Origin of the sequence: Noviherbaspirillum sp. L7-7A, from assembly GCF_019052805.1 — a bacterium.
Taxonomy (GTDB): domain Bacteria; phylum Pseudomonadota; class Gammaproteobacteria; order Burkholderiales; family Burkholderiaceae_D; genus Noviherbaspirillum_A.
On sequence record NZ_JAHQRJ010000001.1, the window covers coordinates 2,988,680 to 3,009,037 of the forward strand.

The 20,358-nt window shown below is 66.0% G+C and carries 19 protein-coding genes; 10 read left to right on the forward strand and 9 right to left on the reverse strand.

Annotated features, from left to right (window positions below):
* Positions 1-113: 113 nt before the first annotated feature.
* Positions 114-467, reverse strand: coding sequence for a hypothetical protein (locus KTQ42_RS13625; RefSeq protein ID WP_217345988.1), 354 nt, complete (start codon positions 465-467; stop codon positions 114-116).
* Between the two features lie 193 nt (positions 468-660).
* On the opposite strand from KTQ42_RS13625, the gene KTQ42_RS13630 reads away from it, so the two are divergent.
* Together KTQ42_RS13630 and KTQ42_RS13635 are read left to right on the forward strand one after the other, a co-directional pair.
* Positions 661-906 carry a hypothetical protein gene (locus tag KTQ42_RS13630; protein ID WP_217345989.1) on the forward strand — a complete coding sequence of 82 codons (246 nt, stop codon included), beginning with the start codon at positions 661-663 and terminating at the stop codon, positions 904-906.
* A 134-nt stretch (positions 907-1,040) separates the two neighbouring features.
* Positions 1,041-3,965, forward strand: a complete 2,925-nt coding sequence (locus KTQ42_RS13635; RefSeq protein WP_217345990.1) for an ATP-binding protein — start codon at positions 1,041-1,043, stop codon at positions 3,963-3,965.
* Positions 3,966-4,004: 39 nt separating this feature from the next.
* Here the strand turns inward: KTQ42_RS13635 and KTQ42_RS13640 are convergent, their stop codons facing one another.
* Both KTQ42_RS13640 and KTQ42_RS13645 read right to left on the reverse strand, forming a co-directional pair.
* A complete protein-coding gene (locus KTQ42_RS13640; RefSeq protein ID WP_217345991.1) occupies positions 4,005-4,634 on the reverse strand; it encodes a PhaM family polyhydroxyalkanoate granule multifunctional regulatory protein in 630 nt (209 codons plus the stop codon).
* Between the two features lie 370 nt (positions 4,635-5,004).
* A complete protein-coding gene (locus KTQ42_RS13645; protein WP_217345992.1) occupies positions 5,005-6,246 on the reverse strand; it encodes a branched-chain amino acid ABC transporter substrate-binding protein in 1,242 nt (413 codons plus the stop codon).
* Positions 6,247-6,338: 92 nt separating this feature from the next.
* Here KTQ42_RS13645 and KTQ42_RS13650 point away from each other — a divergent pair, with 92 nt between their 5' ends.
* From KTQ42_RS13650 to queC, 3 genes are read left to right on the forward strand one after another with little or no spacing between them, the layout of a single operon-like run.
* Complete coding sequence (locus KTQ42_RS13650; protein WP_217345993.1) at positions 6,339-7,475, forward strand: DUF3108 domain-containing protein; 1,137 nt, start codon at positions 6,339-6,341, stop codon at positions 7,473-7,475.
* A gap of 19 nt (positions 7,476-7,494) precedes the next feature.
* Positions 7,495-8,238, forward strand: coding sequence for a DUF3108 domain-containing protein (locus KTQ42_RS13655; RefSeq protein ID WP_249222758.1), 744 nt, complete (start codon positions 7,495-7,497; stop codon positions 8,236-8,238).
* Between the two features lie 10 nt (positions 8,239-8,248).
* Positions 8,249-8,953, forward strand: coding sequence for a 7-cyano-7-deazaguanine synthase QueC (queC, locus tag KTQ42_RS13660; protein ID WP_217345995.1), 705 nt, complete (start codon positions 8,249-8,251; stop codon positions 8,951-8,953).
* Positions 8,954-8,990: 37 nt separating this feature from the next.
* Here the strand turns inward: queC and KTQ42_RS13665 are convergent, their stop codons facing one another.
* Positions 8,991-9,659, reverse strand: a complete 669-nt coding sequence (locus KTQ42_RS13665) for a hypothetical protein (protein WP_217345996.1) — start codon at positions 9,657-9,659, stop codon at positions 8,991-8,993.
* Between the two features lie 288 nt (positions 9,660-9,947).
* Positions 9,948-10,418 carry a host attachment protein gene (locus KTQ42_RS13670; protein ID WP_217345997.1) on the reverse strand — a complete coding sequence of 157 codons (471 nt, stop codon included), beginning with the start codon at positions 10,416-10,418 and terminating at the stop codon, positions 9,948-9,950.
* Between the two features lie 39 nt (positions 10,419-10,457).
* Here KTQ42_RS13670 and KTQ42_RS13675 point away from each other — a divergent pair, with 39 nt between their 5' ends.
* The gene (locus KTQ42_RS13675) at positions 10,458-11,693 is read left to right on the forward strand and encodes a DUF418 domain-containing protein (RefSeq protein WP_249222759.1); all 1,236 of its coding nucleotides are present in this window, start codon (positions 10,458-10,460) and stop codon (positions 11,691-11,693) included.
* Between the two features lie 13 nt (positions 11,694-11,706).
* Here KTQ42_RS13675 and KTQ42_RS13680 read toward each other — a convergent pair whose 3' ends face one another.
* The 3 genes from KTQ42_RS13680 to KTQ42_RS13690 form a co-directional block, all read right to left on the reverse strand.
* Positions 11,707-12,309: a DedA family protein gene (locus tag KTQ42_RS13680; RefSeq protein WP_217345998.1), complete on the reverse strand. Its 603-nt coding sequence runs from the start codon at positions 12,307-12,309 to the stop codon at positions 11,707-11,709.
* A 116-nt stretch (positions 12,310-12,425) separates the two neighbouring features.
* Positions 12,426-12,719, reverse strand: a complete 294-nt coding sequence (locus tag KTQ42_RS13685; RefSeq protein WP_217345999.1) for a DUF378 domain-containing protein — start codon at positions 12,717-12,719, stop codon at positions 12,426-12,428.
* Complete coding sequence (locus KTQ42_RS13690) at positions 12,707-12,967, reverse strand: hypothetical protein (RefSeq protein ID WP_217346000.1); 261 nt, start codon at positions 12,965-12,967, stop codon at positions 12,707-12,709. Before KTQ42_RS13690 ends, KTQ42_RS13685 begins: the two co-directional genes overlap by 13 nt.
* 143 nt (positions 12,968-13,110) lie before the next feature.
* Here KTQ42_RS13690 and KTQ42_RS13695 point away from each other — a divergent pair, with 143 nt between their 5' ends.
* Positions 13,111-15,738 carry an ATP-binding protein gene (locus KTQ42_RS13695; RefSeq protein ID WP_217346001.1) on the forward strand — a complete coding sequence of 876 codons (2,628 nt, stop codon included), beginning with the start codon at positions 13,111-13,113 and terminating at the stop codon, positions 15,736-15,738.
* Between the two features lie 73 nt (positions 15,739-15,811).
* On the opposite strand, the gene KTQ42_RS13700 is transcribed toward KTQ42_RS13695, so the two are convergent.
* The gene (locus tag KTQ42_RS13700) at positions 15,812-16,564 is read right to left on the reverse strand and encodes a Crp/Fnr family transcriptional regulator (protein ID WP_217346002.1); all 753 of its coding nucleotides are present in this window, start codon (positions 16,562-16,564) and stop codon (positions 15,812-15,814) included.
* A 170-nt stretch (positions 16,565-16,734) separates the two neighbouring features.
* On the opposite strand from KTQ42_RS13700, the gene gshA reads away from it, so the two are divergent.
* The 3 genes from gshA to KTQ42_RS13715 all read left to right on the forward strand — a co-directional run bounded on the left by gshA (position 16,735) and on the right by KTQ42_RS13715 (position 20,327).
* On the forward strand, positions 16,735-18,333 hold the full coding sequence (gshA, locus tag KTQ42_RS13705) for a glutamate--cysteine ligase (RefSeq protein WP_217346003.1): 1,599 nt from the start codon (positions 16,735-16,737) through the stop codon (positions 18,331-18,333).
* 176 nt (positions 18,334-18,509) lie between these two features.
* Positions 18,510-19,574, forward strand: a complete 1,065-nt coding sequence (locus KTQ42_RS13710; RefSeq protein ID WP_217346004.1) for an AI-2E family transporter — start codon at positions 18,510-18,512, stop codon at positions 19,572-19,574.
* A gap of 120 nt (positions 19,575-19,694) precedes the next feature.
* Positions 19,695-20,327 (forward strand): CDP-alcohol phosphatidyltransferase family protein, encoded by a 633-nt coding sequence (locus tag KTQ42_RS13715; RefSeq protein WP_217346005.1) that lies wholly within the window; start codon positions 19,695-19,697, stop codon positions 20,325-20,327.
* Positions 20,328-20,358 lie beyond the last annotated feature (31 nt).

Consider the following 20,358-nt stretch of genomic DNA (forward strand, 5'->3'; position numbering starts at 1 on the left):
GCCGGCACAGGAGGTTGGCATGTGGAGCCTGAAATTCTAAATGGTAATGCGGCCGTGGGTGGCAAAACAATCGCCTTCACACGCTGTAGAACAAACCCGCCCTGCCGGGCACCTCAATTGCCTCTCGACGGGAATCCCGAGTTGCCCAGCACCAGCCCTTCGACCGGTTCTTCCGGCGCGCTTTCCGGGCTGGTCTCGCGCGCCCGCTCGGGCGGCTCCAGGTCGGATGCGGGCGCGGCGCCCTGCGGCGGCCGCTTTGCCTTGTCGTGGTGCGGCGGCTGCGAGCGCGGGTCGCCCGGCATGACGCTGAACTGGTCGTCCTTGGCGGTTTCGATGAACAGCTGCTCTTCCACCACGGTCTGCAGCTGGCTGCCGTCCTGCGGATGGCCGCTGCGTTTCTTCGCCGGCTCGACGCCGGCTGGCGCGCCATTGTCCGGTCCGGCCGGTCCTGTCGTTTCGCTGGCCACGATAAGTCTCCTTGGTTTTCTGGCAAGGCTACATCATAGGCGCACGCTTTTTGCGCCGGTGTCAGCGAGGCGGCTGGCCTTGCGTAGGAAAACGCTGATTTTCCGATCCGGCCCGAGCTTGACCGAATGCCGGAGGCGAACCGCGTCTTACAGTAAAATCGACCGTTATACGAACTGCGAACGAGGTATTGCAATGAGTGACCAGACCGACAAGGAGCAGTTTGCCGCCGACCTGGAGCAGCGCTTCCAGGACCTAATGCAATGGGCCGTCACCAGCTGGCCGGACCGGGAGCGCCCGGTTTCCCTGGAGGACTTCGATGATGTCAGGAAAGCGGTGCATGCGATCAGCCAGCGGGTGCGCCATCCCAAGGGCGAGGCGCTGGCGCCTTCCGAAGGCGGCGCCCAGTTTGTCAGCGTTGCACCCGCTCCCTGGCCTTGAGCGCCACGCCGTCCCTTGCACCTGATGGCGCCGCCCTTGCCGCATCCCGGCCTGGCGCGTCGGCGCATGTGCACGCCTGCAGCGACACCCGCGGCCCTGCCGCCAGGCTGCCGCAGCACCGGAGGTAGGCCAGCGTGAGCCAGAAAGCACAGAGCAACTTCGACCTGCTGGCCGGCGGCGGCGAGATGCGCGCCCGCATGCGCAACCATGACTGGCGCAATTCGCCGCTGGGCGCGCCGGCCACCTGGCCATCGTCGCTGCGCACCGCGGTCGGCATCATGCTCAACTCCAGCTTCCCGATGTTCCTGGCATGGGGCCCGACGCTGACCTTCCTGTTCAACGACGCCTATATCCCGGTGCTGGGCAACAAGCAGCAGCATGCGCTGGCAATGCCGTTCGCCGAACTCTGGTCGGAAATCTGGTCGGACATCAGCCCGCTGGTGGACACGGCGCTTTGGGGCGAATCGATCTTCGCCGATAACCTGCTGCTGGTCATGGAGCGCAACGGCTTTCCCGAGGAAACCTACTTTACCTTTTCCTACAGCCCCATCCATGACGAATCCGGCCAGGTGGCCGGCATGTTCTGCGCCTGCACCGAGACCACGCTGCAGATCCTGTCGGAACGGCGCCAGCGCTTCCAGCTGGAGATCGCGGACCGGCTGCGCGGCCTGACCGAACCGGGCCAGATCACCGAGACCGCGTCCGCCCTGCTCGGCCGCCACCTTGGCCTGACCCGCGTGCTGTATGCGCAGATCGCCGAGGACGGCCAGCAGTTGCGCATCAACAGCGACTGGCATGACGGCAGCGTGCCGGGCATACAGGGCCAGGCCTACCCGGTCGCGCAGCTTGGCGCGGCGCTGGCCGAGAGCGTGCAGCGCGGCGGCCCGTTCTGGGTCACCGATGTCGAGACCGACAGCCGCACCGCGGCCCATGCCTCCGTATACGCCGGCGTGGCGGTGCGCTCGCTGCTGGCGGTGCCGCTGCGCAAGACCGATCAGGAACAGAGCCTGCTGGTGCTGGCCCAGGCCGCGCCGCGCCGCTGGCGCGACGGCGACGTGGCGCTGGCGGAGGACATGGCCGAGCGCATCTGGTCGGCGGTGGAAAGGGCGTCCGCCGAAGCCAGCCGACGGCAGGCGGAAGCGGCGCTGTCGCGCCAATTGGCGGCCGAAGGCGACCGCCTGCGCGGCCTGTTCGAGCAGGCGCCCGGCTTCATGGCCGTGGTGCGCGGCCCCGACCATGTGTTCGAGCTGGCCAACAAGAGCTTCACGCAGCTGATCGACCGCAGGAACATCCTCGGCAAGAGCGTGCGCGAGGCGTTGCCGGAGCTGAAGTCGCAAGGCTTCTTCGACCTGCTCGACCAGGTCTATGCCAGCGGCCAGCCCTTCTTCGGCCATGAATCGCCGGTGGTGCTGCAACCCCGGCCGGATGTCGCGCCGACGCGGCGCTTCATCAACTTCATCTACCAGCCGGTGCTCGGATTCGATGGCAAGGTCTCGGGCATCTTCATCGAAGGCTATGACGTGACCGACCGCCGGCTGGCGGCCGAGGCGGTGCATGACAGCGAGGAACGGCTGCGCGAGGGGCTGCAGGTAGGGCGCATGGTGGTGTGGGAGTGGGACCTGAAGCAGGACCGCGTGCGTTATTCGTTCAATGTGAAGGATGTGTTCGGGCATGGCCAGGACGATGCGCCGCCGGGCTGGTCGGCGGTCCATCCGGAAGACATGGCCCAGATCGGCGGCGTGGTGCAGAAAGCCATTGCCGAGCGCAGGGCGTATGAAGGCACGGTGCGCATGATCCGCCCCGACAATGGCGCGACGATCTGGGTGGAGGCGCGCGGCAAGGTGGTGTGCGACGCCGCCGGCGAGCCGGCGACGGTGCGCGGCATCTCGATCGATGTCACCGAGCGCAAGCGGGCCGAGGAAGCGCTGCGCGCGGCCGACCGCAGGAAGGACGAGTTCCTGGCGATGCTGGCCCACGAGCTGCGCAATCCGCTGGCGCCGATCAGCACCGCCGCCCAGCTGCTGCGGCTGGCGCAGGTGGAGGATCCGCGCATTGCCCGGACCAGCGACATCATCAGCCGGCAGGTCGAGCACATGACCAGCCTGATTGACGACCTGCTGGACGTATCCCGGGTCACGCGCGGCCTGGTCACGCTGGACAGGGAAGCCGTGATGCTGGACCAGGTCATCGCCAGCACCATGGAACAGGTGCGCTCGCTGGTGGAGTCGCGGCGACATCATCTCGAGATCGACATCGCGCCGGGCATTCCGCCGCTGCTGGGCGATCGCATCCGCCTGGTCCAGATCTGCACCAACCTGCTCAACAATGCCGCCAAGTACACGCCGCCGGGCGGCGAACTGCGGCTGCGCGCAAGGGTGGAGAACGGCATGCTGGCGCTGACGGTGAGCGACAACGGCATCGGCATGCCGGCTGACCTGCTGCCGCATGTGTTCGACCTGTTCACCCAGGGCGAGCGTTCGCCGGACCGCGCCCAGGGCGGACTGGGGCTGGGGCTGGCCCTGGTCAAGAGCCTGGCCGAACTGCATGGCGGCCGGGTGGCGGCCCATAGCGACGGGCCGGGCAAAGGCAGCGTGTTCTCGGTCTGCCTGCCGCTGGCGCCGGGCCAGAGCCTCGGCATGCCGTCGGCGCAGGATGGCGGCCATCCGGCGCATGTCGCGCCGGCGGCTTCGCTGCTGCTGGTGGATGACAATGTCGACGCCGCCAATACCCTGGCGATGCTGCTGGAGCTGCAGGGTTACCAGGTCTCGGTGGCGTATGAGGCAAAGGACGCGCTGGAACGGGCGGCGTCGCAGGCGCCCGGCATCTGCCTGCTCGACATCGGCCTGCCGGACATGGACGGCTATGAACTGGCGCGCCGCCTGAGATCATCTCCCGCCACCCGCGACGCCGTGCTGATTGCGCTGACCGGCTATGGCCAGGCGCAGGACCGCGAACGTTCGGTGCTGGCGGGCTTCGACCATCACCTGGTCAAGCCGGTGGAGATCGACAGGCTGACAGCGCTCCTGGCGCAGATCAGCAAGCAGCCCCGCGCCGCCTGAATCACGACGGCGCCGCCCTGCGCTCAGGCAGTCAGGCGCTCAGGCCTTGGGTGCGCGCTTCTTGGCGACCGTCTTGCGGGCGCGCGGCTTGGCTTTTTCCGCTTCCGGCGCCTTGGGCTCGCTGCGCGGCTCGGCGCGCGGCTCGGTGGTGACTGCCGTGCTGACGGCCTGCTTGAACTGATCCTGCAGCAGGTTCCACCAGGCCGCCGGATTGGCGAAGGCGGTGGCATTGCCCATATCGGCATTGGCCTGCGGCGGCTCGCTTGCCGGCTTGTCGCCGGCGCCCGGGGTGGGCGGCTTCTCGGCCTGCGGCGGGGCAAACGAAAAGGCTTTGGCCATGTCCGCTGCCGGCTTGCTGTCGGCCGACGCCGCCTGCGGCATGCCGGCCTGTGCCAGGGAATTCATGCTGTTGCTCATGGTTTGCAGCGCGGCCAGGGTGGCGCTCTGGACTTCCAGCGCCTGTATCGTGCTGCGCAACATGCTCATGTTGACGTTGAGCCAGGACTCGACTGCCTTCAGATCGGCAATCTGCTTGTTCACGTCGTCGACGGACAGGGAAGGCATTGCCATGCCGGGTATCTTCATGCCGCCCCACAGGTTCTTGACGAACTCCAGTGTGTCGGTCATTGCGCCCACGCCTGGAATGCCGGACATGCTCGAATCTGCCATGCTGATCTCCACGTTTGATGTCCGCTTAGCGTAGCAGAAAAGCCACGGAAAAAAACCTGCACCGGCGGCGATTCAGGCGGCGCCTTCCTACATCTTGACCTGGGTCGAAGCAAGAAACGCTGGCGGCGCGCTGGAGCGGAGTCGGCCTGACTGGCTCAGTCGAGGCCGAGCCGTATTGCCCCTGGGACAAGGGGTAAGCAGGGGTTTCGCAAAGCATTGCTTTGCGCCTGGTTACCGGTTTGCGCCTGCAGGCGCAGACGCGCACTGCAAGGGTGACGACGAGTCGTAGCGGTGCTACGGCGAGGAGGCGCAACGCAGTGCCAGGGGCAATACGGCCGGCCTCGGCGAGTCAAGTCAGGCCGACTCCGCTCTAATGCCGCGTCATCCGGCAGGTCGTCGGCAGTGCGGTTTCCTCGACCGACAGGTAACGCTCGGTGCGAAAGCCATAGCCGCTGCCTTCATTGTCGAAGCGCGCGCCCTCGCCCTTTTTCTGCATCACCGACACATACAGCGGCTGGATCAGCTGGTGGTCGGCGGCGCGCATGGTGGCCTGGTGGAAGCTGTTCCTGAACTGCGCGCCTTCCAGCGCCCGCGCCACCGCCGCCGCCTCGGTGCTGCCGGCCTTTTCGATGGCCGCCGCCAGCATGCCCACCATCAGATGCATGCGCAGATGCACGTAGTCGTCCTTTGGCGACGGATAGCGCTTGCCGAAAGCCTGGTAGAACGCATCGCTGGCCGGGCCGCCGGCGTTCGGATGCCATTCGGCCACCGCCCGCACCCGCCCCACGCCGGCATCGCCAATCGCGGCCGGCGCGCCCAGGCCATTGCCGTAGAAGGTATAGAACTTGGCATCCAGGCCGGCCTCGCGCGCCGCCTTGACCAGGAGCGTCAGGTCATTGCCCCAGTTGCCGGTGACGATGCTGTCGGCGCCGCTGGCGCGGATCTTGGCCACATAGGGCGAAAAATCCTTGATCTTGCCGATCGGGTGCAGTTCGTCGCCGACGATGGCAATGTCCGGCCGCTTGGCCTCCAGCATGCTGCGCGCCGCCTTCGCGGTCTGGCGGCCGAAGCTGTAGTCCTGGCCGATCAGATAGACTTTTTTCGCATGGCTGTCCTGGCGTATCACCTCGGTCAGCGCATGCATGCGCATGTCGGCATGGGCGTCGAAGCGGAAATGCCAGAAGCTGCATTTTTCATTGGTCAGCGCCGGGTCCACCGCCGAGTAGTTCAGGAACAGGATGCGCTGATCGGGCGCGCGGCTGTTGTGCCGCTCCACCGCGTCGATCAGCGCCGACGCCACTGCCGAGCTGTTGCCCTGCATGAGAAAGCCGATGCGCTGGTCGGACAGGCGGCGAAATTCGATCAGCGCCTCTTCCACGCCCTGCTTGCTGTCGAAGATTGTCAGCGCCAGCGGATGCCTGCCGTCGGGCAGGCGCACGCCGCCGGAAGCGTTGACGTTGTCGACCGCCATCTGGATATTGCGCGCAACCGCCTCGCCGGCATTGGCAAAGGGGCCGGACATGCCTTCGACCATGCCGATGCGGATCGGCGCACCGGCAGCGGCGCCCTTGGCAAGCAGCAGCAACAGCGTTGCCAGCAGTGTTCTGAACATGGTGCCCCCGCAAAAAAGGCGCCATTCTACTTGCTTTGCCGCGCCGCAGCATGACTGGCGACCGTTGGCCGCCGAGCGGCTACACTAGCGCCATGTCCGAAAAATATTCCCTTTTCCAACGCTGGCGCGCCCCGCTGCTGCGCATGCTGGCCGTGCTGGCGCTGTCGCTGCTGCTGCATGCGCTGGCATTGCATTGGGCGGGCGGCCATATCGGGCTGCCCTCGCTGGCCGGGGACCATGCGCCGCCGGTGGCGGTGGCCCTGCTGCCGCCGCCGGCGCCGGTTGCAGCGGCGCCGGAACCGCCGCCACCGCCGCCCAGGCCAACGCCGCGTCCCAGGGCCAAACCGAAAGCCGTTGCGCCACAACAGGCGCCACGACAGGCCAGCGTCCCGCCTGCGGTCGCGCCGCCTGCGGAAACCGTGGCCGGGCCCGCGCTCGCCGATGCCGCGCCGCCTGAGCCGGCGCCAGCGCCAGCGGCCATACCGGCTGACAGCATGACAACCGCGTCGGCCGAGCCGCCATCGCAGGCCGCTCCCGCAACGCCGGAGCGGGAAAGCTTTCCGCGCTACCAGGTGCGGCCGCCGCCATCGGTCGACCTGAAGTACGAAGTGCGGGCGCTGCGACAGGGCAAGGAAGTGTTCGGCAACGGCCGTATCGTCTGGCATGCCGACGGCCAGCGCTACCGCATCGACGGCGAAGCCGGCGTGCTGTTCTTCACCGTGCTGCGCTTCCAGAGCCAGGGCGGCTTCGACGAGTTTGGCGTGGCGCCGCAGAGCTATGTCGAAAAGCGCATGCGCAAGGACGAAACCGTCACCCGCTTCGAAGCCAGTCCGGGCAGCATCCGCTTTTCGGCCTCCACGGCTTCCTATCCGCGCAGCGGCGGCGAGCAGGACCGCGCCAGCATCGTCTGGCAACTGGCGTCGATCGGCCTGGGCGACCCTGCGCAATATGCACCCGGCGCGCAGTTGCGGGTGTTCGTGGCCGGCGTGCGCGATGCGGAACCCTGGCTGATCCGGGTGATCGGACAGGAACGGATCGACACGCCGGCCGGCGCGATGCAGGCCTGGCACGTCAGCCGCGTGCCGCTGCCCGGCTCGCGCGACCAGAAGCTCGATATCTGGCTTGCGCCGGGGCATTCCTGGTATCCGGTGCGGCTGCGCTTTACCGAAGCCAGCGGCGAATACCTGGAGCTGGCGGTGTCGGCGCTGCATCCCGCCACGCCAATCTGACATGGAGAACCCGTCCCCAATGCGTTTCACCACCGTTTGCACAACCCTGCTGTGCCTCGTCGCCAGCGGCACCGCGCTGGCGGCAGCGCCGCCGAAATACCCGACCCGGCTGCCGCCGCCGGCCGAACTGGACTATGGCATCAAGGCGCGCCAGAGCGGCCTGTCCCTCAATGGCGAAGCGACCATGCGCTGGGACCATGCCAGCCAGGGTTATACGATAGGCGTGACCACCCGCGCCATGCTGGTCGGGAAGATCCTGGAGGAAAAGAGCGAGGGCGGCATCGATGCCTGGGGCCTGGCGCCGGCGCGCTTCACCGAGCAGCGCTACCGCAAGGGTGCCACCAGCGTGAACTTCGACCGGGCGGCGAAGAAGATCAGCTTCGAGGCCTCCGACCGCAGCTACCCGATCCAGGGCGGCGAACAGGACCACGCCAGCGTGGTCTGGCAGCTGAGCTCGGTGGCGCGCGCCACGCCGGCGAAATTCAGGGCCGGCTCGAACTGGCACTTCTTCGTGGTTGGCCAGCGCGACGGCGACCCATGGACCTTCCGCGTGGTCGGCCAGGAAAAGGTCAACGGCCCGTCCGGCCCCACTACGGCCTGGCATGTGACCCGCAATCCGCCGCCCGACGCCAAGGGACGCCAGCTCGACATCTGGCTGGCGCCGGACCTGCAGTGGTATCCGGTGAAGCTGCGCTATACCGAAAACGACGGTGACTACATCGAACAGACGCTGCGGGAAATCCGCGGCCAACCAGCAAAGTAAGGACAACACAATGAGCAATGCAAAGGGCGCCCTGGTACTGTTTTCCGGCGGCCAGGACTCCACCACCTGCGCCGCCTGGGCGCTGGCCCGCTACGAACGGGTCGAAACCATCGGCTTCGATTACGGCCAGCGGCATGCGGTCGAACTGGCAGTGCGGCCTGCCGTGCTGCAGGCGCTGCGCACGATGTCGCCCGAGTGGAATGCCTGCCTGGGCGAGGACCACATGCTGGACCTGGGCCTTTTGGGCCGCATCTCCGACACCTCGCTGACCAAGGACGTGGCGATCGCGATGCAGGAAAACGGCCTGCCCAACACCTTCGTCCCGGGCCGCAACCTGCTCTTCATGATGGTGGCTGCCACCCTGGCCTACCGCCGCGGCCTGGACGTGCTGGTGGGCGGCATGTGCGAGACGGATTACTCCGGCTACCCGGACTGCCGCAACGACACCATGCAGTCGCTGCAGGCCACGCTGAACCTCGGCATGGCAACCGACCTGCGGATCGAGACGCCGCTGATGTGGATCGACAAGGCCCAGACCTGGGAGCTGGCAAGGGAGCTGGGCGGTGAGGCATTGGTGGAAATGGTGCGCACCGAGACCCATACCTGCTATCTCGGCGAGCGCGGGGAGCTGCATGACTGGGGGTATGGGTGCGGGGCTTGCCCGGCTTGTGAATTGAGGGCGAAGGGGTATCGGGCGTTCAGGGAGAAGGCGTAGCATGGAATGGGCGGCAGGCCGCCACATTCCCGCGTCGTCAAAGGGTAGAAAAACAGCCGAGCTGCCTGACCTGTAGTTGCCCAGGGATGACATTCTGCGAAAAATGCCATCCGTCTTCGGTCCACGAGGAAAAGAAAGAACCATCAGGTGAAATCGGATCGGTGGTGTAGCCGGACGTATTGCCGCCGGTAACGGCCTTGCAAAGCGAGTTCATTGTCTGCAAGCCTGATGGCTCTTTGACCATTCCCAGTTCAACCAGTATCACGCCATTAACTCTCGGTTGGAAACAGGTGACCGAACGATCTCGCTGTATGACAGTCTCGCAAGCAAGAATGGCGCCTTTAATAATCTGCGTCGCCAGGAATTTTCCGATGGGAGCAGTCTCTGGTGCGTTTTCCCCTGCTACGCCCTTATCTCCCGTTGCGCCTGCCGGCCCGGCAATGCTGTTTCCATTGCAGACATACCGGGTTTCCTGCACCTCGTCATCCTCCAGTCGTCCATTGCCGTTCACATCTGCGCCAAGCTGCAGCTTCTGCCCACCGGATGCACAATTCGCCCCGGCCGGCTCGGCAACGGTACGAACCAGCATGCTGGTTCCAGGAGCGCCGTTGGCACCGTCCTTGCCGTTGGAGCCATCGCCGCAGGCAGCCAGTGCCACGCAAGCAAGCAGTGCCGCGGCCAGAACTGAAAGTGTTCCTGATGCCATTTCGTTTCTCCCTGTGGATGAACATCTGCTGGAAAGGTGTCTACGTCAGCCGGCCTGGCGAAACGCTGCCTGGGTCATTTGCTGATGCACCGTCCTGTAGTGGAGTTTTGCTGGCCTGCGTTCAGGCCGTGTGGTTCATCCCTGTCGGCAATCCCGCTGGCGGGGAAGCCGGCCACATGCGCCGCACGGCGCAACCGGCATGTCGCCGTCTTCTGCGGTTATGAGACGGCCCGGCCGTCGGAAGGGAATGAGAAGCGCCAGCAGAGAAGCTGGCGCGTAAGGCAAGGCCTATTTCAGCGCCTGCGCCGCCTGCAGATACCCGCGCAACTCCTCCGCGCCCGACATGGTGTAATCCTTGTTCAGCTCAAGCTTCACCAGCGCGCTCAGCTGCTGCGGCAGCAGCTTGCGCAGCATGCCGAGGAACTGCGGCGACACCACCAGGCACAACTCCCGGAAGCGCCCTGCCCGCTGCGACTCCTCCAGGTAGGCGACGATGTCTCGGGCGAACAGCTCGGCGGCATGCTCGTCGGGCGTCTGGCGCGGCTCGTAGAGCTTGTTGGGCACGGCGCCGCCGGTGTTGTGCATGCTCTTGGTGCCGGAGGTCGGCCCGAGCTTGTCCGATTCGCTGCTCTCGACCATGCGCAGTCGCGCGCCGTCGTTGACCATGTCATTGACTTCTTCCAGCGGCGCGGCGGCGCTGGCTTGGGAAAAAAACCTTGCCCGGCTTGCATTTGCTGAGACGATCCACGTAGCGTTCATGTTGTCCTTGTCCTGGCTGTATGTTGAGAGAAAAGTTCGATGCCTGTGCCAACCGAAATGTTCCGCGCCGGCGGCGCCGATGCCGCTGCCAGCCCGCGCCGTATTGCGCATATCGATGTCCTGCGCGGCATGGCGGTGTTTGGCATTCTGCTGGTCAATGTCTGGTCCTTTGTCTGGGGCTTTGGCGCGCTGCGTTACGGCGCCATTGCCGAGCCGTCCTGGCTGGACCGCGGTGTGGTCTTCGCGGTGGCCTTGCTGGCGGAACAGAAGTTCTATCCCATCTTCGCCTTCCTGTTTGGCGCCGGTTTTGCGCTGCAGGCCCGTTCGCTGCGGCGCCGCCTGAGAGACCAGGGCCAGGTCCATGCGGCATTGCGCTACCGCTTCCGATGGCTGCTGGGCTGCGGCGTGCTGCACGGCCTGCTGCTGTGGGCCGGCGACATCCTCACTGTCTACGGCGCCGCCGGCTTCCTGCTGCTGCGCCTCTTCGATGCCCGGCTGCGGCGGGTGCGCGCCAGCCTGCGCAACTGGTGCCTGATCTGGCTGGCCGTGCTGGCGGCCAGCGTAGCGCTGTCAGTCCCATCGATTGACCAGGACGCCGACGATGCGCGGCAGGAACAGGCCATTGCCTACATCGAGGATGCGCAGGAGGCGCGCGCCATCTACGCCGAAGGCACAGCCGGCGACATCGCCGCGCAGAGGCTGCCGGACTATCTGGCAGTCACGTCGGGATCGCTGCTGCTGGTGCCGCACCTGATGGTGCTTTTTCTCCTGGGGATCTGTTCGGTGCGGATGGGATGGCTGACTGCGCCACAGCGCCATGCGCTGCTGTGGCGGCGGGTGCGCAACGCCGGCCTGCTGATTGGCCTGCCGCTCAATCTGGCCTGGGCCGCTGCCGCCGCGACCGGAGCGGCCAACCCGCTCGCCGCCCCGGCCTGGGGCGAACTGGCCTATGCCCTGCTGCCGCTGGGCGGTTCATTGCTGGCCGCCGCCTATGTCGCAGCGCTGCTGCTGGCGCGCGGTGCGCTGATGCGGCGGGCAAGCGCCTGGCTGGCGCCGGTGGGCCGCATGTCGCTCACCAATTACCTGATGCAGTCCCTGCTGGGCGTATGCCTGCTGCAGGGCACGGCGCTCGGCTCGCAGGCATCGCCGGCGGGGCTCATGCTGTTTGCGCTGGCTATCATGATGCTGCAGGCGCTGGCCAGCCGCTGGTGGCTGTCGCGCCATGCGCAGGGGCCGATGGAACGGCTGGCGGCACGCGGCAGGCCGCGGGCCTGAATCTGGCGCGGCCTCAGGCGCTTTCCTTCCTGTAGGTTGCGAGGCGATAGAGATAGGTCGCAGTCAGGAAGCCGACAATGGCCTTGGACACCGGATCGAGATAGCGGGCCACCGTGTCGTACTGTGCTTCGAGCAGGTAGCCGGCGCCTGCCAGCAGGCTGGCCCAGACCAGCGAGCCGATTGCGGAATAGGCCAGGTAACGCAGCACGCTCATCTCCGCAATGCCGGCCGGCACCGAGATCAGGGTGCGCACCGCCGGCACCAGCCGGCCGAACAGCACCGCCTTGCGGCCATGCCGCTCGAATGCCTGCAATGCCTTGTCGATGTCATCGGGCTTGACGGTGAGCCAGCGGCCATGCTTGCCGGCCAGCGTGCGCAACCTCTTACGTCCATAGAGCCGGCCTGCGTAATACCAGGGCGTGCTGCCGGCCACCGAGCCGGCCGCGCCGGCCAGCAGCACGGCAAACAGGTTGAGCTTGCCGCTGGCGGCCGTGAAGCCGGCCAGCGGCATGATCAGCTCGGATGGAATCGGCGGGAAGAGGTTTTCCGCGGCCATCAGCGCGAAGATGGCGAGATAACCATGCTCGGTGATGAACCGGACGATGAAGTCAAACATGATGCATCGCCGGCAGCGTTAAGGCAGCGGCGAACAGCGGCGCGCCGGCCGTCCTTGGCACCGGCGCCGGCCCCGGAACAACAGTGCGGCCCCTCCGGAGCGGCAGGCGCTGCGGCTTAATAGCGATGGGCGTCACCCGCCATCTTGCTCAGGGTATAGATGCAATACAGCGCCGACAGACCCACCAGGCCATACACCGCGCGCGATGCGGTGGTCATGTCGCCGAAGATGGTGGCGACCAGGTCGATATTCATCAGGCCAACCAGCCCCCAGTTGATGCCGCCGATGATCATCAGCACCATGGCCAGCCAGTCGATGGCGCCCATGCGGCGCGCCATGCTGCTGCCGGTGGCGGAACGGCGCTCTGGCGTATGACGCCTCTCGGTCAGATGCGGATTCATTGTTGCCATACAAAACTCCTTGCTTGTGACATGGGAATGGGGCGGAAGGCATGGAAATGCGCGGCAATGCGCTGGTAGCGCGGCCGCGATAACAGGCGATTAGAGAAGGCGCCTCCGGTCCAGTTCCGGCCAGCGCCCTTCCATTGTTTGCGCTCGCACAATAGGGCTGGGGAAGAAGATTGCGCCTGGCCGGAAACACGCAAGCCGCCATCAGCAAAACTGGGCAACCATTCTTTCGAGCAATAAATTTGTGACATGCCTTGACCCACCCTTCAGATTCAGTGACGATACGGCTCCAGTCTGCCGCCTTCTCAACACCTCTTCCGCGCCGAGAACGATGTTCCGAAAACACATCAGCCTTCATGTCTGTCTGGGCGCTGCCTTTTGCGCAGTGATCCTTATGCTGGCTGTGGCGCTGGCCGGCGTGCTGGGCGAACTGGCCAGGCGCGAAATCGCCCGGTTGGCAAGCGCCAATATCGAGGCGCTAGCGCAGCAGATGGCACGCGAACTGTCCGCCGGCATGGACGACTTCGGGCGCGACGTGGAAGTGCAGGCGAGCCGCGAGGTCTTCCGCAATGCAGGCACGGCACAGGGCGAGGTGCGCGCCGCCCTGGAGCAGTTCGTCGCCACCCGTCCCGAGTATGCCTACCTGGCGCTGGTCGATGCCGTTTCCGGCAAGGTGCTGGCCGCCACCGGCGGCGTGTTTGAAGGCGGCAGCCTGGTCGGCCGCCCGGTATTCGAGGAGGGGCGCAAGGGCGCCTTCGTCGGCGATGTGCATGAAGCGGTGCGGCTGGCTGAACTGCTGCCACGGCCAGCCAGCGGCGAACCGCTGCGTTTTCTTGATGCGGCCGCGCCGGTGCGCGACAACAGCGGGAAGATTGTTCGGGTGCTGGCCGCGCATGTCAGCTGGCAATGGACGGACGGCGTGCGTGCCGGCGTGCTGGGGCCGTTGAAGGAAAAGCGCGGCATCGAGATGCTGATACTCGACACACGCAACAAGGTTGTGCTGGGCCCCGACAAGAGCACGCCGGTCGGCAGCGCGCTGAGCCAGCTGACCAGGCGCCTGCCTGACGCCAGCGCCAGCGTTGTCGGCTGGTCCAACGGCGCAGACTACCTGACGGCAATGATGCCCACCGAGCCGAGCGGGCAGTTTGCCGGTTTTGGCTGGAAAGTGGTGGCGCGCCAGCCGGTCTCGGCGGCATTCGCACCGGTGGCCATGCTGCAGCGCGGGTTCTTCGCCGGCGCGCTGGCCCTGGGCCTGCTTGCCGCCGGCATTGCCTGGTTCGTCACCGGCCGGCTGCTCACGCCGGTAAGAAAGCTGGCCGACTCCGCGATGGCGCTGGCGCCTTCCTTTCCCGCACCGCAGAAGGCAGGACGGCGCCTTGGCGACATCGCCCAGGTCGAAGATGTGCTGCACCAGCTGGCCAATGACAGCCGCGCGCTGTCGCACACGGCGCTGATGCGGGAGCTGGAATTCGTCACGCTGGCCGAGTCGCTGCCGCACATCGTCTGGCAGGCCGACCCGCAGGGCGTGCTCGAATACCGCAACGAGCAGTGGCATACGACCTTTGGCCCCGGCCCGGTCACGCGCCTGGACCAGCTGACATCGCTTGCGCACCAGAGCGACCTGCTCACCCTGATGAATGCATGGAGCATCAGCCGCGCCAGCGGCGTCGATCTGCACTGCACGGTGCGCCTGCGCAGCCACAACGACAGCGCCTATGTATGGTTCCGCATACACGGCCGCGCGCTGCGCGCCGAGGACCAGCGGATCATACGGTGGGTCGGCACCATTACCAACGTGCATGACGCCATCACCCAGGCCGAGCGCACCGAACAGGCGCTGGACATGGAACGCCAGGCCCGCGCCGAGGCCGAGCGGGTGGCGTTGATGGCTGACGAATTCCTGGCGACGCTGTCGCATGAGTTGCGCACGCCGCTCAATGCCATTGCCGGCTGGGCAGAGCTGCTGGCACGGCGCGCTTCCGAGGACGATACCGTGACCCGCGCCGCCGAAGTCATCAACCGCAACGTGCATCTGCAGGCGGCGCTGATCAATGACCTGCTCGACACCAGCGCCATCATTGCCGGCAAGGTCGTGCTGGCGAAACGTCCGTTCGATGCCGCCGCGCTGGTGACCAGCGTGGCGCTGTCGCAGAAGCCCATGGCGGAGCAGAAAGGCGTGACGCTTGAATGCCGCGCGCCGGCGCCGGTGCTGATCGATGGCGACGAGCGGCGCATCAACCAGGTCGTCACCAACCTGGTATCGAATGCGATCAAGTTCACCGACAGCGGCGGCCGCGTGACGCTGCAGGCCGGCTTCGATGGCGAGTCGCTGCTCATTTCCGTGACCGACACCGGCTGCGGCATCGCGCCCCAGTTCCTGCCCCATGCCTTCGAACGCTTCCGCCAGGAAGACGCCTCGGCGACCCGGCGCAAGGGCGGGCTCGGACTCGGCCTGGCCATTGCCGCCAGCCTGGTCAAGCTGCACGGCGGCACCATCGAGGCCGATAGTGCCGGCCTGAATCAGGGATCGCGCTTCACGGTGCGGCTGCCGGCGCTGACCGAGGCAACGGAAAACATCGTCAGCGACCGCACCGAGCGGCTGCTGCAGCAGTTTCCGATGACGCCGCTGACGGGCCTGCGCATTTTGGTGACCGACGACGAGGAAGATGCCCGCCTGGCCACGCAGTCATTGCTGACCAGCTTTGGCGCCAATGTGGCGGTGTCGGCATCGGCTGCCGAAACCCTGCAGCTGCTGGACAGGCAGAGCTTCGACCTGCTGATCTGCGACGTCGGCATGCCGGGCATGGACGGCCATGAGCTGATCCGCACCATCCGCAAGCGCAGCCGCGACAAGGGCGCGATGATCCCCGCCATCGCGCTGACTGCCTTCGCCATGACGCGCGACGAGCGTGCCGCCTCGTTCGCCGGCTTCGATGCCCACGTCGCCAAGCCGCTGTCGGCCCAGACACTGATCGAAACCATTTGCAGCGTGTGTGAAGTCGGCAATACCCGCAGCGCCTGACGGCATCAGTTCATCAGCAGGTAGCCTGGGTTAAGCGCAGCGCAAACCGGGGTCATGCCGGGGAAATCGCCCACTACTGCCAGGACCGCGCTTCCTTCCCCGCACACCGGCTGCCTGCAGCCTGCGGCAACAGGCGCGAGAATTCCGTTTGCACGGCGCGATAGCAGTCGCAAGCCATGGATTCCAGCAGGCCGCGGTCGAGCATCCTCAGATGACCACGCCGGCAGCCGATGGCGCCGGCCTGCTGCAGCCGCGCCGCCGCCTCCGACACCCCTTCCCGGCGCACGCCCAGAATGGCGGCCAGCATGCCATGGGTGATGGCCACTTCGGCGCTGCCGACGCGGTCGAAATTCTGCAGCAGCCAGCGGCACAGCTGCTGATCGATCCTGTGATAGCGGTTGCAGATGGCGTTCTGGGCCATCTGCACCATGAATGCCTGGGTGTAGCGCAGCAACAGCGGCATCGCCGATCCGCCGTGCAGCAATGCCTCGCGCATCAGTTCGGCGCGCAGCCGGTGGCTGTGGCCGGCCGCCTGCACCACGGTGCGCGCGCCGGTCGCTTCGCCGCCCATCAGGAGCGGGATGCCGACCATGCCTTCATTGCCCACCGCCACCAGTTCGGAAGAGGAACCGTTTTCCATCAGATGCAGGATGGAAATCACCGTACTGGTGGGGAAGTACAGATGGGTTGGCACCGTGCCGGCTTCGCACAGGATGTCGCCGCTGCGCAGCACGACCGGTTCGAGATAGTGCGCCAGATGGTCGCGCTCGTGGGCTGGCAGGGCCGACAGCAGGCGGTTCTGGTCCGCAGTGGCAAGCAGGAGCATGGGCGTCTGGCGGGCGGCCGGATGAAAACCGCCATCTGTGCGATGATGCGGCCCAATATACCGTGGCAAAAAATGCATTCAATGGTTGATGCATCTGCTTACATCTGACACATCCGTGGCCATGCTTGTAACAGGAAGCGAAAATCAATAACGACAGGAAGAGGAGCCTTATGACCAATCTGCTCAAGCGCCGTCTTGCGCTGCTTGCCAGCGAACAGGCGCGTCCCCTGCTGCTGCAGGGCTTGCGCGGCATCGAGCGCGAGACGCTGCGGGTGACCGCCGACGGCCGCCTGGCAACGACGCCGCATCCGCCGGCGCTGGGATCGGCGCTGACCCATCCTCAGATCACCACCGACTATTCCGAAGCCTTGCTGGAATTCATCACGCCGGCCGAGCACGACATTGCCACCGCGCTGACACAGCTCGACGCCATCCACCGTTACGCCACCGGCATGCTCGGGCAGGAACTGCTCTGGAGCCAGTCGATGCCGGTGCCGCTGCCGGCCGAGGAAGAAATACCGATCGCCTGGTATGGCACGTCCCATATCGGCATGATCAAGCATGTCTACCGGCGCGGCCTGGCGCTGCGCTATGGCCGCGCGATGCAGTGCATTGCCGGCATCCATTACAACTATTCCTTGGCCGAGTCTCTCTGGCCGCTGCTGCAGCAGGAGGAAGGCGCCTCGGGCTGCCTGCGCGACTACCAGTCCGAAAGCTATATTGCGCTGGTGCGCAACTTCTACCGGACCAACTGGCTGCTGATGCTGCTGTTCGGCGCGGCGCCGGCGCTGGACGCCGGTTTCATGCGCGGCCACGAGCATCAGCTGCAGCGCCTGTCCGACGACACCCTGTTCCTGCCCTATGCCACCAGCCTGCGCATGAGCGACCTGGGCTACCAGAACAATGTGCAGGCCGGCCTGGTGCCGCCCTACAACACCCTGCCCGAGTACATGCGCAGCCTGGCGCGCGCGGTGCGCCAGCCGCATGCGCCCTATGTGCAGATGGGCACCCGGCGCGATGGCGAATGGGTGCAGATCAATACCAACGTGCTGCAGATCGAGAACGAGTTCTACGCCAGCATCCGGCCCAAGCGGGTGATCGCTTCCGGCGAACGTCCGCTGGAGGCACTGTGTGCGCGCGGCGTGCAGTACATCGAGGTGCGCTGCATGGACGTGGACCCGTTCTCGCCGGTGGGCATCAGCCTGCAGACGGCGCGTTTCCTGGACGTGTACCTGCTGTACTGCACACTGCAGCAGAGCCCGCCGACCAACCAGGCGGAAGGCGTCGAGAATGCCGCGAACTTCGCGCTGGCGGTGAAGGAAGGCCGTCGTCCGGGCCTGACGCTGCAACGCAATGGCGTTGCGACGCCGGTGGCAGCCTGGGGCCGGGAACTGCTCGACGAGATGGAGGCGGTGGCGGCGCTGCTGGATGCGCAGCATGGCGGTACCGAGCATGCCGACGCGCTGCGGGCCCAGCGCGCCAAGCTGGCCGACCTCGATACCACGCCGTCGGCCCAGGCCCTGGAAGCCATCCGCCGCCACGGCTCCTTTGCCGCCTTCGGCATGGCGCAAAGCCGGCTGCATGCCGAGAATTTCCGCTCGCGGCCGCTGGCGCCGGAGCAGCAGCAGGCATTCGCCGCCATGGCCGAGACATCGCTGGCCGAGCAGGCGACGATGGAAGCCACCCAGTCGGGCAGCTTCGACGACTTCATCCGGCAATACCAGGCCAGGACACCTGCCCAACTCTGCGAGCAGCCCTGCACCCAGTAGGCAGGTCACGTGGCAGGCACGACACAAACCCGATTGCTTGCGCACAAATCGGGGCACTGCTGCCAGGGGCCGCGCCGGACGTACGGGTTAGCATGGCGGCAACCTGATGCTTGCAACCTCCATTACGCGACGCGGTGGAGGCTCTCCCTTCCCCTTGCAGATCTTTCCAGAAGCCGATGAACCATCCCGAACTCCAGCAAAAAACCTTCCTCATCCTGTTAATCATCGTCTCCATCGCCTTTGGCTGGATATTGCTGCCGTTCTACGGCGCGGTATTCTGGGGAGCGGTGCTGGCAATCCTGTTCGCGCCGTTCTACCGGCGCCTGCTGGCGCGCATGCACCAGCGGGCCAACTGGGCGGCGCTGGCCACGCTGACGATCTGCCTGGTTGGCGTGATCCTGCCGCTGACCCTGATCACGATGGCGATGCTGCAGGAAGGCATGCTGATCTTCGAGAAGATCCGTTCCGGGCAGATCAATTTCGGCGCCTATTTCCAGCAGATAGTGGCCGCCCTGCCGCAGTGGCTGACCCGGCTGCTGGAACGGCTGGACCTGCTCGACATCAATTCCATCCAGCAGCGGCTATCCTCCGGCGCGATGCAAGGCAGCCAGTATGTCGCCACCCAGGCCATCAGCATCACCCAGAATACCTTCGACTTCATGGTGAGCTTCTTCATCATGCTGTACCTGCTGTTCTTCCTGCTGCGCGACGGCGCCACCCTGGCCGCCCGCATCCGCGACGCCATTCCGCTGAGCGCCAGCCACAAGCGCCATCTGTTCAAGAAATTCACCACCGTCATCCGCGCCACCGTGAAGGGCAATGTGGCGGTGGCGGCGGCACAGGGAGCGCTTGGCGGGCTGATCTTCTGGTTCCTCGGCATCCAGGGCGCGCTGCTGTGGGCGGTGCTGATGGCCTTCCTGTCGCTGCTGCCCGCCATCGGCGCGGCCGTGGTCTGGCTGCCGGTGGCAATCTATTTCCTGGTGACAGGCGCGATCTGGCAGGGCGTGACGCTGATTGCCTTCGGCGTCCTCGTAATCGGCCTGGTGGACAATGTGCTGCGCCCTATCCTGGTCGGCAAGGATACCCAGATGCCGGACTATGTGGTGCTGATCTCCACCCTGGGAGGCATGGCGCTGTTCGGCCTGAACGGCTTTGTGATCGGGCCGGCGATTGCGGCGCTGTTCATTGCCTGCTGGGACCTGTTCTCGGCAACGCCGGAAGTGCATCCGACGGTCAACTGAGGGTATCGCGGCGCGGCTTGATGGCGTCGTCATTGGCCATGTGGCTGCGCTGATACACTCGGGTGACGGTTTCCCGGCAGTTTTTCCTGGCAGTTACTCCTTTTGAACAGGCCTGCATCCATGCGTACACCCGGCACTCCACCCAAGCACTTTTCCATGCTGCGCGGCTTTCACCTGGCGGATTTCTTCACGTTGGGCAATGCCGCCTGCGGCGTGGCGGCGGTGCTGCTGTCCATGCTCTACATGGGCAGCCAGTCCCTGGACCACTTCTATGCCGCCGCGGCCATGGCGCCGGCGGCGCTGATCTTCGACGTGCTGGATGGCCGCATCGCCCGCTGGCGGCGCCAGCATTCACCGCTGGGACGCGAGCTCGACTCGCTGGCCGACGTGATTTCCTTCGGCGTCGCGCCAGCGGCACTGGCCTTCGCTGCCGGCATGCGCGGCGGTTGGGATGCCGTGGCGCTGGCCTATTTCGTCTGCTGCGGCGTGAGCCGGCTGGCGCGTTATAACGTCACCGCGGAAAGCCTGGCCGAGGGCGCCGACAAGGTTGCCTACTTCGAAGGCACGCCGATTCCGACCAGCGTGCTGCTCTCGGCGGTGCTGGCCTTTGCCGCCTGGCAGGGCCGCATCGGCGAGGCGCTGTACTGGGGCGAGAAGACGATCGGCCCCTGGCAATTCCATCCGCTGGCATTGCTGTTCGTGCTGTCCGGCACGCTGATGATCAGCAAGACCCTGCGCATCCCCAAGCTGTAGCCTGGCCCAAGCCAGGCGCCGTTCAATACGG

Bases quoted from the DNA above. Each gene is read 5' to 3' on its own strand.
- KTQ42_RS13630 (WP_217345989.1), top strand. From the start codon at position 661: ATGAGTGACCAGACCGACAAGGAGCAGTTTGCCGCCGACCTGGAGCAG.
- KTQ42_RS13640 (WP_217345991.1), bottom strand. From the start codon at position 4,634: ATGGCAGATTCGAGCATGTCCGGCATTCCAGGCGTGGGCGCAATGACC.
- KTQ42_RS13645 (WP_217345992.1), bottom strand. From the start codon at position 6,246: ATGTTCAGAACACTGCTGGCAACGCTGTTGCTGCTGCTTGCCAAGGGC.
- KTQ42_RS13650 (WP_217345993.1), top strand. From the start codon at position 6,339: ATGTCCGAAAAATATTCCCTTTTCCAACGCTGGCGCGCCCCGCTGCTG.
- KTQ42_RS13655 (WP_249222758.1), top strand. From the start codon at position 7,495: ATGCGTTTCACCACCGTTTGCACAACCCTGCTGTGCCTCGTCGCCAGC.
- queC (WP_217345995.1), top strand. From the start codon at position 8,249: ATGAGCAATGCAAAGGGCGCCCTGGTACTGTTTTCCGGCGGCCAGGAC.
- KTQ42_RS13665 (WP_217345996.1), bottom strand. From the start codon at position 9,659: ATGGCATCAGGAACACTTTCAGTTCTGGCCGCGGCACTGCTTGCTTGC.
- KTQ42_RS13670 (WP_217345997.1), bottom strand. From the start codon at position 10,418: ATGAACGCTACGTGGATCGTCTCAGCAAATGCAAGCCGGGCAAGGTTT.
- KTQ42_RS13675 (WP_249222759.1), top strand. From the start codon at position 10,458: ATGCCTGTGCCAACCGAAATGTTCCGCGCCGGCGGCGCCGATGCCGCT.
- KTQ42_RS13680 (WP_217345998.1), bottom strand. From the start codon at position 12,309: ATGTTTGACTTCATCGTCCGGTTCATCACCGAGCATGGTTATCTCGCC.
- KTQ42_RS13685 (WP_217345999.1), bottom strand. From the start codon at position 12,719: ATGGCAACAATGAATCCGCATCTGACCGAGAGGCGTCATACGCCAGAG.
- KTQ42_RS13690 (WP_217346000.1), bottom strand. From the start codon at position 12,967: ATGTCACAAATTTATTGCTCGAAAGAATGGTTGCCCAGTTTTGCTGAT.
- KTQ42_RS13695 (WP_217346001.1), top strand. From the start codon at position 13,111: ATGCTGGCTGTGGCGCTGGCCGGCGTGCTGGGCGAACTGGCCAGGCGC.
- KTQ42_RS13700 (WP_217346002.1), bottom strand. From the start codon at position 16,564: ATGCTCCTGCTTGCCACTGCGGACCAGAACCGCCTGCTGTCGGCCCTG.
- gshA (WP_217346003.1), top strand. From the start codon at position 16,735: ATGACCAATCTGCTCAAGCGCCGTCTTGCGCTGCTTGCCAGCGAACAG.
- KTQ42_RS13710 (WP_217346004.1), top strand. From the start codon at position 18,510: ATGAACCATCCCGAACTCCAGCAAAAAACCTTCCTCATCCTGTTAATC.
- KTQ42_RS13715 (WP_217346005.1), top strand. From the start codon at position 19,695: ATGCGTACACCCGGCACTCCACCCAAGCACTTTTCCATGCTGCGCGGC.